At 44.5% G+C, this 18413-nt stretch carries 7 protein-coding genes; 2 read left to right on the plus strand and 5 right to left on the minus strand.

All coding sequences use genetic code 11. The features are described 5' to 3' along the window. Positions 1-36 precede the first annotated feature (36 nt). Together otnC and ACYZ97_RS07795 are read left to right on the plus strand one after the other, a co-directional pair. Positions 37-696 (plus strand): 3-oxo-tetronate 4-phosphate decarboxylase, encoded by a 660-nt coding sequence (otnC, locus tag ACYZ97_RS07790; protein WP_473297935.1) that lies wholly within the window; start codon positions 37-39, stop codon positions 694-696. Beyond that, positions 693-1991 (plus strand): MFS transporter, encoded by a 1299-nt coding sequence (locus tag ACYZ97_RS07795; RefSeq protein ID WP_473297936.1) that lies wholly within the window; start codon positions 693-695, stop codon positions 1989-1991. The genes otnC and ACYZ97_RS07795 overlap by 4 nt, the downstream gene beginning before the upstream one ends. Before the next feature lie 201 nt (positions 1992-2192). Here the strand turns inward: ACYZ97_RS07795 and ACYZ97_RS07800 are convergent, their stop codons facing one another. The 5 genes from ACYZ97_RS07800 to ACYZ97_RS07820 form a co-directional block, all read right to left on the minus strand. Next, complete coding sequence (locus ACYZ97_RS07800) at positions 2193-2969, minus strand: nitrilase-related carbon-nitrogen hydrolase (RefSeq protein ID WP_473297938.1); 777 nt, start codon at positions 2967-2969, stop codon at positions 2193-2195. Positions 2970-2972: 3 nt separating this feature from the next. Beyond that, the gene (locus tag ACYZ97_RS07805) at positions 2973-5273 is read right to left on the minus strand and encodes an ATP-binding cassette domain-containing protein (protein ID WP_473297940.1); all 2301 of its coding nucleotides are present in this window, start codon (positions 5271-5273) and stop codon (positions 2973-2975) included. A gap of 32 nt (positions 5274-5305) precedes the next feature. After that, the gene (locus tag ACYZ97_RS07810; protein ID WP_473297942.1) at positions 5306-9466 is read right to left on the minus strand and encodes an autotransporter outer membrane beta-barrel domain-containing protein; all 4161 of its coding nucleotides are present in this window, start codon (positions 9464-9466) and stop codon (positions 5306-5308) included. Positions 9467-9827: 361 nt separating this feature from the next. Continuing rightward, complete coding sequence (locus ACYZ97_RS07815; RefSeq protein WP_473297943.1) at positions 9828-14000, minus strand: autotransporter outer membrane beta-barrel domain-containing protein; 4173 nt, start codon at positions 13998-14000, stop codon at positions 9828-9830. Positions 14001-14189: 189 nt separating this feature from the next. Then, on the minus strand, positions 14190-18344 hold the full coding sequence (locus tag ACYZ97_RS07820) for an autotransporter outer membrane beta-barrel domain-containing protein (RefSeq protein WP_473297945.1): 4155 nt from the start codon (positions 18342-18344) through the stop codon (positions 14190-14192). Between the last annotated feature and the right edge of the window lie 69 nt (positions 18345-18413).

Consider the following 18413-nt stretch of genomic DNA (forward strand, 5'->3'; position numbering starts at 1 on the left):
GAATGCAGCTTATCTGCGCAAATCGGAAATATATATATGACAGAACCAGAAATACGTGATCTACTAGTCAAGCTCGGTGAAAGCCTTTTTTCTCGTGGCTATAGTGTCGGTAGCGCCGGCAATATCAGTGTCCGTCTCCATGATGGCTATTTAATGACGCCAACAAATTCATCTCTGGGACGTCTTGACGCCGATCGCCTTAGTAAGCTGGATAAAGACTGGCAGCATATTAGCGGCGACAAGCCCTCTAAAGAGGTCTTCATGCACCGTGCCGTAATGACAGCACGCCCTGAAGCTGGTGCCGTCGTTCACCTCCATTCAACATACGCAACGGCAATCAGCTGCCTTGATCATCAAAATGGCGATATGCCGATTGAGCCACTTACCCCCTATTTCATTATGCGTATTGGCCGGCATTTACCAACCGTACGCTATTATCGCCCAGGGGATGCAGCAATGGAAAAGGATATTTTCGAAACCGCCAAAAAAGCATCAGCCTTACTTCTTGCCAATCACGGACCTGTCGTATCAGGCAAGAACCTACTGGATGCCGTTTATGCAGCAGAAGAACTGGAAGAATCAGCACGTCTTGCATTGCTGCTTCAAAATATCCCCACACGCAGACTGACAGAAGCTCAGATTGATGATCTTCTCAATACTTTTAACAAACCAACAAATATAGAGGGCAAATCGTGAGTGATACGAACATATTGAGTACCGATAAAGCAGAAGAAAATTTTACTTATCGCAAAATAGCATTTCGGCTGATTCCGCTGTTGATGGTCTGCTACATCATCGCCTATCTTGACCGCGTCAATGTCGGCTTTGCCAAATTGCAGATGTCGACAGACCTTGGCTTTAGTGAAGGTGCTTATGGTCTAGGTGCCGGTCTGTTCTTTATCGGTTATTTTCTATTCGAAGTTCCCAGTAATATCCTGCTTCATAAAGTGGGCGCCCGTATGTGGATTGCCCGTATCATGATTACATGGGGCTTACTTTCTGGTCTTTTCGCTTTTGTGCAAACCGAATGGCAGTTCTATACACTGCGATTTTTACTCGGCGTTGCCGAAGCTGGTTTCTATCCAGGCGTCATTCTCTATCTAACCTTCTGGTTCCCCTCCCATCGTCGCGCCAAAATGTTTGCACTTTTCCAAGCTGGCAGCCCTGCCGCCGGTATTTTCGGCAACCCGCTTTCCGGCTGGATCATGGATCGCTTTCACGGCAATGCCGGTTGGCACGGTTGGCAATGGATGTTTGTCCTTGAAGCCATTCCGGCTATCGTCATAGGTGCAATCATCCTTCTATTCCTTGATAATTCAGTCAAAAGTGCAAAGTGGTTAACCGACAAGCAGAAGCAGATTGTCGAACGTGATATTGCCGCCGACGAACAAGGTAAATCATCCGGCCATTCTGTCATGCAGTTAATATGTAATCCCATGATCTGGGTTATGTCATTAATCTATTTCTGTTTTGTCATGGGACAATACGGACTGACACTTTGGATGCCGACTCTCATCAAAGGTTCAGGTGTTGAAAGTAATATTACAATTGGCCTTCTCGGTGCTATTCCTTTCATCTGTGCAATCATTTCAATGGTGATTTTTAGCCGCAGCGCCGACCATTTCCGTGAACGCCGCTGGCATCTGGTCATACCGGCCATGCTTGGTGTCGTAGGGTTTGTCGTTGCTGCAAGCGCATCAAGCACAAGCATAGCCATTATCTTCCTATCTTTGGCAGCTGCCGGGGTTTTAACCTGTGCACCACTCTTCTGGTCATTGCCAACAGCTATGCTAAGTGGCGCTGCTGCAGCAAGCGGTATTGCCCTCATCAATTCTATCGGCAATCTTGCCGGTTTCTTCAGCCCCTATATGATCGGTAAAATCCGTGACTATACGGGTTCCTCGGAAATCGGCATGTATGTGTTGGCCGGTTTCCTTGTTCTGGGTGCAGCCATCGTACTTTGCACATCATCCCACAAGGTCAACAAGTAATATAAATTGATCATAAAACAAAAAAAGGGGCTTTTTAGCCCCTTCTTTTCAACTGTTATAACAGGAATAATCTTAACATCTCTATCCAATAAAACGAATGACGAGAGCGGTTCTGGACTAAACATAGAAATATCTACTCTAATCATTCTCTGCCACTATAATTATAAAGGAATTAAGCTGTAATCATTCTACAGCAGAATCTTATAAAATAGGAATACGAGCGCGTATATCGGCAACCATATCAAGATCGATGTTGCCAAAAAGCATATCAGCATCAGCTCCCAACGATGCCACCACACATCCTGCAGGATCAATAATAGCACTTTGGCCAACCCCTAAAGGCGCTGTCCCGATAGGCGACTGCCATGCCTGATCACAGCCTATAAGATAGCTTTGCGCATCATGGGCCCGCGCGCGCAACAGCATGGAAAGCTGCTCGGCCTTATTGGGTCCATCCCCCCATGAAATCGGCACAATAATTATCTCGGCCCCCATTCGTCCCAATGCAGTAAACTGATCTGCAAAACGTAGATCATAACAAGTGGCAAAACCTATCCGGCCCCACTCACTATCAATACAAACATAATCATGACCTGCTTCAACATTGTTAGATTCACACGCACCAAAGGCATCATAAAGATGTACCTTCTGGTAAGAGGCTTCAACACCACGTCCTGTTGCAATCACCATATTGCGTACCCGTCCATCTTCAGCGGGTGTAAACATACCAGCAACAATCAACATATTATAACGTTGAGCCGCCGCACGCAGCATCTCTACAAAAGGCCCGTCCAACGGTTCGGCACAAGCCGCAATATCACCGGCAAATGAAACAAGTGCGGCTTCGGGAAAAACAAGAAGATCAACACCCCGCTCGCCGGCACATTCAATAGCCGTGCTAATTACATCAAGATTTTGTGCTTTATCGATACCGCTTTTAATCTGCGCCAAAGCAAGAGAAAGGCAACGCACCGTCATTGATCAACCTTTTTTTGCCCGTCCTTTTACGGACGTTGTTTTTTTAGGTGTCACAGCAGATGATCCATCATTAGCCCCCGCGTTCGATAATACCTGCTCGGAAACAGGAGCAGACGGTGGCGGAGGAGTTGGCCGATTTTGCCCCCCCTGCGGCATATTCCGCTGAAAGAAATCTCTCGTTGCGCCATCAAAACTGATATGCCCATGATTAATGTGAATAACGCGATCAACCAATTTCAACAACTCAATACGATCCGTTACCATGACCAGAGTTGTATCCCGTTGCATTTTATTGCGCAGCAAATTGACAAGTATCGCTTCTTGCTTGTGCGACAATTGAGAGCTGGGATCATCCAGCATAATGATTGGTCGTTTGCTCAAAGCCAAACGTGCAATAGACAACATCTGTTTTTGTGCCGGATTAGGTATAAAACCAGCATCGCGCCATGTCTTTTCCATCAAACGAGCCAATGGCATTTCATCACTCACCAAATCGAGCTGATGTAGCACCCGATCACAATCCGCACGTCCGACATCCCCTTCAAGATTAAGGTATTCATAGACCGAACTTGCCAGCATGATCGGCCCTTGCCATCCATAATGGATAAGGCGTTTTATCGATTCATCACCAGCATGAAGAGGCCGCGTTGAAAACGAAACTGTTCCTTTTTCAAGTGGAAAATGACCCGCCAATATCTGCAATAATGTCGATTTCCCTGTTTTCGGTGCGCCAACGATGGCGACTTTCTGGCCTTTGGGAATAGCAAATGAAATATCATCAAGAATAATTTTATCAGGCGCATAAGAGAATGTTGCTTTTTCAATATTCCATAATGGATTCTGTAACTTTGCACTTGTTTCCAAATGTATATCTTGCACGGGTTCATCTGCGGAACTAGCAAGCAATTCATTAAGCTTTTTATGGGCCTGTCTGGCACCATAAGCATCATAAACAAGATTGGCTGCCGCCATAAGTGGCCCGGAAATACGGCCAGACAACAAAATGACAGCAAAAATAGCACCTACATTAAGCGCGCCAATTAAAACCAAATAATAAGCAACGACGACAATCAAAACAGTTTGAGCGCCAATCAACGCCAGCATAGAACGCTGGACAAACGATTGACGATTGAAGCGCACTTTCCAATTATCCATTTCGGTTTCTGAATCTGCCATAAACCGATCGCTGACAAGATCAAGACGACCAACCAACGCACCCGTTTGAACATCAACAGGTAGCAAATTATCACGCGGAAGCTTCATCGTTTTGGATTCTTTTTCAGCCATACGCCACACATGGCGCATGATAAAAAAGGCAACAACGAAAATAAGCAAAGGTACAATGATAATCCATTGCCCCATCAAAATAATAAAGAACAAATAAACAGCAATGAAAGGCACATCAATAACATTGGCAGAAGCAGCATTCCACATGAAAGAACGCAATTGGCGCCAATCACTCAGACTACGATACTGCTTAATTCCCCATTCATTGCCTTTATTGACACCAAGACTAAGCAACCTACGAATAATCAAGGGTTCTAAAGTGGTGTGAAAACGTTCTGCAATTTTAAGAAGTATGCCTTCACGAGAGCGCCGCAGAGAATATTCGGCAATGACAGCAAGGGCTACAGCAAAGGAAAATGACCAAAGTGATGCATCTGCATGGGCAGGTATAATACGCGTATATAGCGCATTCATATACATTGGCACCACAACAACCATCAGATTGATAAAAAGAGAAACCCATATAAGGTTTTTAAACAATCCTTTGCTCTTACTATCCGCACTAATAATGTGCGTCAGGTCAAAACGATCAATCAATGTTGCTTTCATGACCTGATAATAGAGTTCGCAATCTTCAGGTTGCAAAATATAATCTTCATCTGTTTTGATGTTATCATCAAAATGATTATGAGCGTCAAAATCTTTAAAAAGATCTCCTACCGGCTCGGCAGTAGGCAAATTTGATTCTTTGGTAGCAGTCGATATTTCTTCTTTTTTCTTACGTGCGGCAACAGCCTGATTGCATAGTGTCTCATCAACAAACAAAAGATGCCCATCTGCATCATACCTTGTCGCATAATAAGCACCTTCAGGATCACGAACAATGTAATAGCCACCTTCTTCCAGTGCATGCTGTTTACTAAGCCGTACAATGTGTAGGCCCATTTGCTGTTCTACGAGGCTAATTAATGCCTCATCACTTGATACAGGCATACTGCGTATACGTTTCCAGCGATAAGGAAGCGCCCCGCGCAGGCCATCACTGGCTTGCGCAAAGGCCGAAATCAAATCAGACATATAATCGCATACTTTCCACTTGGTCCTACAGCTTAACTTGGCTGATGCGTATTGTCATGGACTGTAACACTTTCCGTATATGAGCCACCATTACCGTCACTCACCTGTTTGGACCAGGTTTTTGTATGTGCATCAGATGATGCCGTCCAGCCACTATCCTGTCCAATATGGAACTCGTCAAGACTATCAACATAAAGATCAAGATGATGACCATTCAGCTTAGGACCAGAAGGATTATTAGGATCGGTATATTCACTTGCCGTTCCCGTACCATAGGTTTTGAAGAAATCATCAAGATTCAAGGTAACATGGTCGTTGCTATCAACCTTATCTTGGAAGGAGATAACCTCGACATTCTTATACCCTTCACCCAAAACAAAAGTACCTGCCTTGTTGCCGTTTTTGAGCATATAGTCCCGACCATCACCGCCATCAAAGCCGACAAGATAGGTTTCATCACTCGCATTATTGGTACGTGATTGTGTTGTGAAGCGCAGAAAGTCATTCTTCGATGTACCGACAATATCGGTGATTTCATTAACCGTATCACGGAACTGGTTGGAACCCCCACCATCACGAAGAACCGTACCGCTCTTTTCTGTGATATCAATCTTGAGCGATGTGTTTGTGGTCATTGAATAATCAACGACAGCCGTTCCGGAACCGCCACCATGAATAAAGTTGCCGAGCGCCGTACCGGAAGAGCGGACATAGACATAATCATCACCGCCTTCAACATAGATTGTATGTCCACCAGCTTGACTCAATTTGACGACATCATCAAAATCCGTACCGTGCAGAACTTCAATATTTGAAATTTTATCCTGACCTTGCGCCCCGTAATTTTCTTTCTCATGCCCACCGCTGGCATCAATCCCCTTAAGAATATCGCCATTACCACTACCAGAAAAATCGGCATAAATACCACGGGTCAGACCATGATGCTGATAATCGATCTCATCCTGCCCGGCACCGCCATCATAGGTATGATTGACCTTTTTATCATTGGTCGGATCATTATTGGCCGGATCATCATGGTTAGCCGCATTATGACCACCTGTACGTCCGCCTACACCATAGAATATATCATTTTGTTGACCACCCCTAGCTTGACCATCCAGATGGTCATTCAGCGTTAAAATATTACGATGCGCCCATGCCCCATTATAATTGGACATATCCTTATAGGTCTCATCACCCTTCCACAGATTGGTGCCGATGCCATTCGTAAAATCGGCTATATAGGTACCATAGTCGTCACCCAATTGCTTATTGGTAACTTCGCTTTTTTCCCACTCGAAACCATTAACATAAAGCGTATCGCTGCCGCCGCCGCCTTCATATTGATTATTCCCGGCTGTAGCATAAAAGATATTATCAGACGCATTGCCAATAATATGATCGTCATATTTGGTGCCGATAACATTTTCTACATTGGTGACTGTGCCGTAATCCTTGTTATTGCCACCATTTTTATGAATGGCCCCACCGGCAAGATCGACATAAATACCATAATTGACGCCATTTTCAGCCAGTTCAGAAGCCTCAAAATGATTAAATCGAATCTGATCGCCACCATATTCCCAAAAAGGGTCTAAATTCCAATTTTGACCACTATTAGAACCGCCATCATAAGTGTTCTTACCATAACCGGCATAGAAAATATCACGTGAAATTCCGCCGGTTAAAACATTATTCCCCGTCGAAAACTCCATATGGAAATCGTTGGTTCCATTCATTGCGGTGATTTCATTATTACCCGTCGAATTGGTAAAATTGAACCAGTTCGTTTCACCATAAACATTGTTATTTCTGACAGATTCAGACGTCAATTCTAAACGTTGTCCAGCCCAACTCCCTTGACTATCACTCCAATTACCAGTCGCAACATCACTATTCGCACTTTTATCTATTATGATATTATTGCTGGAAGAACCGGCAAAATCATATAAATCAGCCCCTCCCGCATCCGTGATTGCATTCTTATCAGTGCCACCGCTTTTACTATTGGTAAAAACATAAGCGTCCCTAGAGTTTGCATTATCATTGATTGTGACAACAGCTTCGGTCTTGGTAAAATTATAAAGATCAGACCCATTTTCATCAGTGATATTGATTTTATGAGCCGTACCGTCCGCACTTAAATAGGACGTCTCTCTAAAATAATAGGCATCATTACCACCATTATCCGTAATCGTGGTCTGACCAGTTGAATAATCAAAATAGTAATAATCTCCGCCTCCCGCATCAGTAATCGTATTATTACCCGTACTTTGAACACCATTATAACGATCAACGCCGACAGCACCCGTGATCACATTGTCACCAGAGCTACTATTCAGATTAAAATCGTTACCTCGGCTTTCCCAACCATTCATCCAATTCTGATTATTGGTAGAGGTATCAATACCACCGATCAGCGTATTATTACCTGACGAACTAGCCAGATTGAACTGGTCATAACCGCCACCACCGACAAAGGTCTGGTCTTTCGTCAGATTACCGTTAAAAACATCATTGATCGAAGAACCGATTATTTTTTCTATATTATGAATCCCGGCAACATTGCCTTGACTATCCGTTCCCTTGCCATCAGCCCAATCGGTCAAGTCAAACTTGATACCATTGCGCCCCTGTCCGGCCAGCGGAACATATTTGCTATAATCCAGAGTATCAAAACCGCTGCCACCATCATAACTGACGTCCTTATTAAAGGTAGACGCATAGATATGATCATCTCCGGAGCCCGTCTTGATCTCGCGCTCATTGGGATAATTCGGCAAATAAATATTGCCCTTGTCATTCATCTCGGCGGTGAGGTGGGAATCCCCCTTATCCGTCACAAACCCGAGCGTAACTTCCTTTTGAATAATCGGCTTGCCATCGGCACCCAATATAAAATTGCCCTGCGCATCGGTCTTATAATAACGCACAACCATCTGCTCATTATTATAACCCGCGCCATTTCTGGCATCCGCATCATAGCTGATATAGAACTGGTCATTCTCAAGCTTGATACCATAACGCGCCTCAAGCTCTTTCGCCTGCGGCGTGCCCGGCAGAATAAGATAAATTCCCGGAGGTGTCTCACCGCCATTCGGCGAAACAATATCACCAATCTTCCAACTGCTGATATTCTGACCGCTCACAAGGCCATTAATCTCGACAACACGTCCCAAACGGTTACCCGTCATCGCACCATCGGCAACAGCGACATCTTCCTTTTGATATTTGACATTTTCATCCGATTCAGGCTGTGACGGATCATAATCATTATTCCACAAATGCGGATCAGACCGAGGATCCTCAGGATCCGTAACAGACGCATCATAATCTGGATTATCAATCAACTGGTCTTTATTAACCTTGAACTTGATATAAGCAGCCTCATGATCGGAATAAACCGTCAAATCACCACTTTCGCCGCTTAAATTTGCATTCACCTTATCATATTGAACACCAAGATCAGAATCGGTGGCACTATGCGTCGTACCACCACCAACCATCCAGACCTTATTGCCGTCCAGACTTTCATGCTTGCCCGTCTCAACCTGATAAAGCGAAACATCATTAACGGCAGGCATACCTTCTTCATGGCCACCACCACCTGGACCAGGATCAACCTTACCACCACTGCCACCTGTCGGAGGATTATCAGGACGAGGCGTTTCAGGCGGCGCATCCTTCGACTGACCCGTCGAAACACCAAAGTCTTTCACATCACCTGACGGGTTCACTTCGCTTAAAAAATCGGCAACATTAATACGGGAAGCACTGCTGCTGCTCGAAAGACCGGAAATCGTGCTATCATCAAGAAGGCTGTCACTCGCCGCATTCGTCGTCGGTGACTGTACAACCACCATCAAAGGATCAACAACAACTTCACTTTGTGCATTCAGATCCTTAATGTCCGTCAGTTCAGGACCAGCCTCAATGGAATCAGCTGCTTGAAACAATTCGCTCGATTCAATCTGCTTGCCATCCTGAAAAACAAGGCTGAAAACATTTTCATGCATCGCCGCCATCTGCGCGCCTTGTACCAAAACAAGCTCGGCCCCATCCTTCGTGCGCAAGACAACGTCACTGCCGCGTACAATAATCTCTACATCCGATGAATTAAGCAGAACCTGATTGTCGGAATATGTATCAACAAGAACAGCAAGGCCATCCTTCTGCGGCAATGGTAACTTCATGGCTTTAACCCCAATATAAAAGCCCCACCAAGGGACCCTCAAACAATATTAATCTTTAGCTATATACGAATTATTCTCTAAAAACAACGCGCTATCAGCCAAAAACAGTGTCGGATTCATCAACTTCAAACAGGGTTAACAAAAAATAGCCAATCTGACAGCTTTCATCTCAACAAAGCTGTCACCACATAAAGATCAAAACCTAAAAATAAAGTAAATTAAAATCAGTCGTTTGATACAGGCATACTGCGTATACGTTTCCAGCGATAAGGAAGCGCCCCGCGCAGGCCATCACTGGCTTGCGCAAAGGCCGAAATCAAATCAGACATATAATCGCATACTTTCCACTTGGTCCTGCAGCTTAACTTGGCTGATGCGTATTGTCATGGACTGTAACACTTTCCGTATATGAGCCACCATTACCGTCACTCACCTGTTTGGACCAAGTTTTTGTATGTGCATCGGATGATGCCGTCCAGCCACTATCCTGTCCAATATGGAACTCGTCAAGACTATCAACATAAAGATCAAGATGATGACCATTCAGCTTAGGACCAGAAGGATTATTAGGATCGGTATATTCACTTGCCGTTCCCGTACCATAGGTTTTGAAGAAATCATCAAGATTCAAGGTAACATGGTCGTTGCTATCAACCTTATCTTGGAAGGAGATAACCTCGACATTCTTATACCCTTCACCCAAAACAAAAGTACCTGCCTTGTTGCCGTTTTTGAGCATATAGTCCCGACCATCACCGCCATCAAAGCCGACAAGATAGGTTTCATCACTCGCATTATTGGTACGTGATTGTGTTGTGAAGCGCAGAAAGTCATTCTTCGATGTGCCGACAATATCGGTGATTTCATTGACCGTATCACGGAACTGGTTGGAACCCCCACCATCACGAAGAACCGTACCGCTCTTTTCTGTGATATCAATCTTGAGCGATGTGTTTGTGGTCATTGAATAATCGACAACAGCCGTTCCGGAACCGCCACCATGAATAAAGTTGCCGGTCGCCGTTCCGGTAGAACGGACATAGACATAATCATCACCGCCTTCAACATAGATTGTATGTCCACCAGCTTGACTCAATTTGACGACATCATCAAAATCCGTACCACGCAGAACTTCAATATTTAAAATTTTATCCTGACCTTGCGCCCCGTAATTTTCTTTCTCATGCCCACCGCTGGCATCAATCCCCTTAAGAATATCGCCATTACCACTAGCAGAAAAATCGGCATAAATACCACGGGTCAGACCATGATGCTGATAATCGATCTCATCCTGACCGGCATAACCATCATAAGTATGGTTGACCTTTTTATCATTGGCCGGATCATTATTGGCCGGATCATCATGGTTAGCCGCATTATGACCACCTGTACGTCCACCCACACCATAGAATATATCGCCTTGTTGACCACCCCAAGCTTGACCATCCAGATGGTCATTCAGCGTCACAATATTGCGATCATCAGCTGACCCCCTATAATTGGACATATCCTTATAGGTCTCGGCGCCTTTCCATAAATTGGTACCAATGCCATTCGTAAAATCGGCTGTATAGGTACCAAACGTATCCCCCAATTGCTTATTGGTAACTTCACTTTTTTCCCAGTAAGTATACCCACCAACAGAAAGCGTATCGCTGCCGCCGCCGCCTTCATATTGATTATTCCCGGCTGTAGCATAAAAGATATTATCAGACGCATTGCCAATAATATGATCATCATATTTAGTGCCGACAACATTTTCTACATTGGTGACTGTGCCGTAATCCTTGTTGTTGCCACCATTTTTATGAATAGCCCCACCGGCAAGATCGACGTAAATACCATAATTGACGCCATTTTCAGCCAGTTCAGAAGCTTCAAAATGATTAAACCGAATTTGATCGCCACCCTGGACGTCAGTCAAAGGTGCATACCAATTTTGACCACTATTAGAACCGCCATCATAGGTATTTTTGCCATAGCCGGCAAAGAATATATCGCGCCCGAGTCCACCGGTTAAAACATTGGTTCCGGTTGAAAGCTCCATATGAAAATAGTTGGTTCCATTCATTGCGGTGATTTCATTATTACCCGTCGATTTCGAAAAGTTGAACCAGTTCGTTTCACCAGAAAGATTGTTATTTCTGATATTTTCAGAAGTAAGATTTAACTGTTCCCCAGCGTAATAGTTGCCAGTCCTAGGGTCATACCAATAACCATACTTATGATCAGTATTCGCACTTTTATCTATAATGATATTGTTGCTGGAAGAACCGGCAAAATCATATAAATCAGACCCTCCCTCATCCGTGATTGTATTCTTATCAGTGCCACCGCTTTTACTATTGGTAAAAACATAAGCATCATTAGAGTTTGCTGTATCATTGATTGTGACAACAGCTTCTGTATTGGTAAAAACATAAAGATCAGTCCCATTTTCATCAGTGATATTGATTTTATGAGCCGTACCATCCGCACTTAAATAGGACGTATCTCTAAAGTAATAGGCATCACTACCACCATTATCCGTAATCGTGGTCTGACCAGTTGACTGATCAAAATAGTAAAAATCTCCGCCTCCCGCATCAGTAATCGTATTATTACCCGTACTTTGAGTACCATAATATCGATCAGCGCCGACAGCACCCGTGATCACATTGTCACCAGAGCTTCTTTCAATATGAAAATCATTGCCCCATCTACTGGAAGAATATCCTGTCCAATTATTTAGATTTCTTGTTTCATCCACACCACCGATCAGCGTATTATTACCCGATGAATCAGCCAGATTGAACTGGTCATAACCGCCACCACCGACAAAGGTCTGGTCTTTCGTCAGATTACCGTTAAAAACATCATTGACCGAGGACCCGACAATTTTTTCTATATTATGAATCCCGGCAACATTGCCTTGACTATCCGTTCCCTTGCCATCAGCCCAATCGGTCAAGTCAAACGTGATACCATTGCGCCCCTGTCCGGCCAACGGCACATATTTGCTATAATCCAGAGTATCAAAACCGCTGCCACCATCATAACTGACGTCTTTATTAAAGGTAGACGCATAGATATGATCATCTCCGGAGCCCGTCTTGATCTCGCGTTCATTGGGATAATTCGGCAAATAAATATTGCCCTTGTCATTCATCTCGGCGGTGAGGTGGGAATCCCCCTTATCCGTCACAAACCCGAGCGTAACTTCCTTTTGAATAATCGGCTTACCATCGGCGCCCAATATAAAATTGCCCTGCGCATCGGTCTTATAATAACGCACAACCATCTGCTCATTATTATAACCCGCGCCATTTCTGGCATCCGCATCATAGCTGATATAGAACTGGTCATTCTCAAGCTTGATACCATAACGCGCCTCAAGCTCTTTCGCCTGCGGCGTGCCCGGCAGAATAAGATAAATTCCCGGAGGTGTCTCACCGCCATTCGGCGAAACAATATCACCAATCTTCCAACTGCTGATATTCTGACCGCTCACAAGGCCATTAATCTCGACAACACGTCCCAAACGGTTACCCGTCATCGCACCATCGGCAACAGCGACATCTTCCTTTTGATATTTGACATTTTCATCCGATTCAGGCTGGGACGGATCATAATCATTATTCCACAAATGCGGATCAGACCGAGGATCCTCAGGATCCGTAACAGACGCATCATAATCTGGATTATCAATCAACTGGTCTTTATTAACCTTGAACTTGATATAAGCAGCCTCATGATCGGAATAAACCGTCAAATCACCACTTTCGCCGCTTAAATTTGCATTCACCTTATCATATTGAACACCAAGATCAGAATCGGTGGCACTATGCGTCGTACCACCACCAACCATCCAGACCTTATTGCCGTCCAGACTTTCATGCTTGCCCGTCTCAACCTGATAAAGCGAAACATCATTAACGGCAGGCATACCTTCTTCATGGCCACCACCACCTGGACCAGGATCAACCTTACCACCACCGCCACCTGTCGGAGGATTATCAGGACGAGGCGTTTCAGGCGGCGCATCCTTCGACTGACCCGTCGAAACACCAAAGTCTTTCACATCACCTGACGGGTTCACTTCGCTTAAAAAATCGGCAACATTAATACGGGAAGCACTGCTGCTGCTCGAAAGACCGGAAATCGTGCTATCATCAAGAAGGCTGTCACTCGCCGCATTCGTCGTCGGTGACTGTACAACCACCATCAAAGGATCAACAACAACTTCACTTTGTGCATTCAGATCCTTAATGTCCGTCAGTTCAGGACCAGCCTCAATGGAATCAGCTGCTTGAAACAACTCGCTCGATTCGATCTGCTTGCCATCCTGAAAAACAAGGCTGAAAACATTTTCATGCATCGCCGCCATCTGCGCACCTTGTACCAAAACAAGCTCGGCCCCATCCTTCGTGCGCAAGACAACGTCACTGCCGCGTACAATAATCTCTACATCCGATGAATTAAGCGGAACCTGATTGTCGGAATATGTATCAACAAGAACAGCAAGGCCATCCTTCTGCGGCAATGGTAACTTCATGGTTTTAACCCCAATATAAAAGCCCCACCAAGGGACCCTCAAACAATATTAATCTTTAGCTATACACGAATTATTCGCTAAAAACAACGCGCTATCAGCCAAAAACAGTGTCGGATTCATCAACTTCAAACAGGGTTAACAAAAAATAGCCAATCTGACAGCCTTCATCTCAACGAAGCTGTCACCACATCAACTTGGCTGATGCGTATTGTCATGGACTGTAACACTTTCCGTATATGAGCCACCATTACCGTCACTCACCTGTTTGGACCAAGTTTTTGTATGTGCATCGGATGATGCCGTCCAGCCACTATCCTGTCCAATATGGAACTCGTCAAGACTATCAACATAAAGATCAAGATGATGACCATTCAGCTTAGGACCAGAAGGATTATTAGGATCGGTATATTCACTTGCCGTTCCCGTACCATAGGTTTTGAAGAAATCATCAAGATTCAAGGTAACATGGTCGTTGCTATCAACCTTATCTTGGAAGGAGATAACCTCGACATTCTTATACCCTTCACCCAAAACAAAAGTACCTGCCTTGTTGCCGTTTTTGAGCATATAGTCCCGACCATCACCGCCATCAAAGCCGACAAGATAGGTTTCATCACTCGCATTATTGGTACGTGATTGTGTTGTGAAGCGCAGAAAGTCATTCTTCGATGTACCGACAATATCGGTGATTTCATTAACCGTATCACGGAACTGGTTGGACCCCCCACCATCACGAAGAACCGTACCGCTCTTTTCTGTGATATCAATCTTGAGCGATGTGTTTGTGGTCATTGAATAATCAACGACAGCCGTTCCGGAACCGCCACCATGAATAAAGTTGCCGAGCGCCGTACCGGAAGAGCGGACATAGACATAATCATCACCGCCTTCAACATAAATTGTATGTCCACCAGCTTGACTCAATTTGACGACATCATCAAAATCCGTACCACGCAGAACTTCAATATTTACAATTATATCCTTACCTTGCGCCCCGTAATTTTCTTTCTCATGCCCACCGCTGGCATCAATCCCCTTAAGAATATCGCCATTACCACTAGCAGAAAAATCGGCATAAATACCACGGGTCAAACCATGATGCTGATAATCGATCTCATCCTGACTGGCATCCCCCTGATATGTATGATTGACTTTTTTATCATTGGTCGGATCATTATTGGCCGGATCATCATGGTTAGCCGCATTATGACCACCTGTACGTCCGCCCACACCATAGAATATATCAGCCTGATCGCCACCCTTAGCATTACCATCCAGATGGTCATTCAACGTAACAATATTACGATCACTAGACGCCCCATAATAATTGGACATATCCTTATAGGTCTCATCACCCTTCCACAGATTGGTGCCGATGCCATGGGTAAAATCGGCTGTATAGGTACCAAACGTATCCCCTAACTGCTTATTGGTAACTTCGCTTTTTTCCCAGTAAGTATACCACCTAACATAAAGCGTATCGCTGCCGCCGCCGCCTTCATATTGATTATTCCCAGCCGTCACATAAAAGATATTATTAGACGCATTGCCGATAATATGATCATCATATTTAGTGCCGACAACATTTTCTACATTGGTGACTGTGCCATAATCCTTGTTGTTACCACCATTTTTATGAATGGCCCCACCGGCAAGATCGACATACATACCATAATTGACGCCACTTTCAGCCAGTTCAGAAGCTTCAAAATGATTAAATAATATCGTATCGCCGCCATCGTTCGATTCAATATCCAAATCCCATCCTTGGATACTATTAGAACCGCCATCATAGGTATTTTTACCATAACCGGCATAGAAAATATCGCGACCAATACCGCCGGTTAAAACATTATTCCCAGTCGAGAAATCCATATGAAAATGATTGGTTCCATTCATTGCGGTGATTTCATTATTACCGGTCGATCGTGAAAAATTGAACCTATTCATTCCATCTGCGGCATATCTACTCGCATTCACAACATCATCCGGACCAACAGAGCCGCTATCCCGAAGCCTTCCCGATCCAGTCAAAATTACGTCTGTTCGAGACTTATCTACAATAACATTATTGCTTGAAGAATTGATAAAATTATAAAGATCACTCCCGCCTTCATCAATAATCGTATTTTTTTCACTCCCAAGAGACTTGCTACCGAGAAAATAATATCCATCTACAGAAGTACTCGAGTCATGAATATTCACAACCGATTGAGTGTTCTCAAAATTATAAAAATCAATCCCATTTTCATCAGTGATATTGATTTTATGAACCGTACCGTCCGCACTTAAATAGGACGTATCTCTAAAGTAATAGGCATCACTACCACCATTATCCGTAATCGTGGTCTGACCAGTTGACTGATCAAAATAGTAAAAATCTCCGCCTCCTGCATCAGTAATCGTATTATTACCCGTACTTTGAGTACCATCATATCGATCAGCGCCGACAGCACCCGTGATCACATTGTCACCAGAGCTTCTTTCAATATGAAAATCATTGCCCCATCTACTGGAAGAATATCGTGTCCAATCATTTAGATTTCTTGTTTCATCCACACCACCGATCAGCGTATTATTACCTGACGAACTAGCCAGATTGAACTGGTCATAACCGCCACCACCGACAAAGGTCTGGTCTTTCGTCAGATTACCGTTAAAAACATCATTGATCGAAGAACCGATTATTTTTTCTATATTATGAATCCCGGCAACATTGCCTTGACTATCCGTTCCCTTGCCATCAGCCCAATCGGTCAAGTCAAACTTGATACCATTGCGCCCCTGTCCGGCCAGCGGAACATATTTGCTATAATCCAGAGTATCAAAACCGCTGCCACCATCATAACTGACGTCCTTATTAAAGGTAGACGCATAGATATGATCATCTCCGGAGCCCGTCTTGATCTCGCGCTCATTGGGATAATTCGGCAAATAAATATTGCCCTTGTCATTCATCTCGGCGGTGAGGTGGGAATCCCCCTTATCCGTCACAAACCCGAGCGTAACTTCCTTTTGAATAATCGGCTTGCCATCGGCACCCAATATAAAATTGCCCTGCGCATCGGTCTTATAATAACGCACAACCATCTGCTCATTATTATAACCCGCGCCATTTCTGGCATCCGCATCATAGCTGATATAGAACTGGTCATTCTCAAGCTTGATACCATAACGCGCCTCAAGCTCTTTCGCCTGCGGCGTGCCCGGCAGAATAAGATAAATTCCCGGAGGTGTCTCACCGCCATTCGGCGAAACAATATCACCAATCTTCCAACTGCTGATATTCTGACCGCTCACAAGGCCATTAATCTCGACAACACGTCCCAAACGGTTACCCGTCATCGAACCATCGGCAACAGCAACATCTTCCTTTTGATATTTAACATTTTCATCCGATTCAGGCTGGGACGGATCATAATCATCATTCCACAAATGCGGATCAGACCGAGGATCCTCAGGATCCGTAACAGACGCATCATAATCTGGATTATCAATCAACTGGTCTTTATTAACCTTGAACTTGATATAAGCAGCCTCATGATCGGAATAAACCGTCAAATCACCACTTTCGCCGCTTAAATTTGCATTCACCTTATCATATTGAACACCAAGATCAGAATCGGTGGCACTATGCGTCGTACCACCACCAACCATCCAGACCTTATTGCCGTCCAGACTTTCATGCTTGCCCGTCTCAACCTGATATAGAGATACATCATTAACGGCAGGCATACCTTCTTCATGGCCACCACCACCTGGACCAGGATCAACCTTACCACCACCGCCACCTGTCGGAGGATTATCAGGACGAGGCGTTTCAGGCGGCGCATCCTTCGACTGACCCGTCGAAACACCAAAGTCTTTCACATCACCTGACGGATTCACTTCGCTTAAAAAATCGGCAACATTAATACGGGAAGCACTGCTGCTGCTCGAAAGACCGGAAATCGTGCTATCATCAAGAAGACTGTCACTCGCCGCATTCGTCGTCGGTGACTGTACAACCACCATCAAAGGATCAACAACAACTTCACTTTGTGCATTCAGATCCTTAATGTCCGTCAGTTCAGGACCAGCCTCAATGGAATCAGCTGCTTGAAACAACTCGCTCGATTCAATCTGCTTGCCATCCTGAAAAACAAGGCTGAAAACATTTTCATGCATCGCCGCCATCTGCGCGCCTTGTACCAAAACAAGCTCGGCCCCATCCTTCGTGCGCAAGACAACGTCACTGCCGCGTACAATAATCTCTACATCCGATGAATTAAGCGGAACCTGATTGTCGGAATATGTATCAACAAGAACAGCAAGGCCATCCTTCTGCGGCAATGGTAACTTCATGGCTTTAACCCCAATATAAAAGCCCCACCAAGGGACCCTCAAACAATATCAATCTTTAGCTATACACGA

The sequence above is a fragment of the Bartonella sp. bp_1 genome (genome assembly GCF_055808085.1).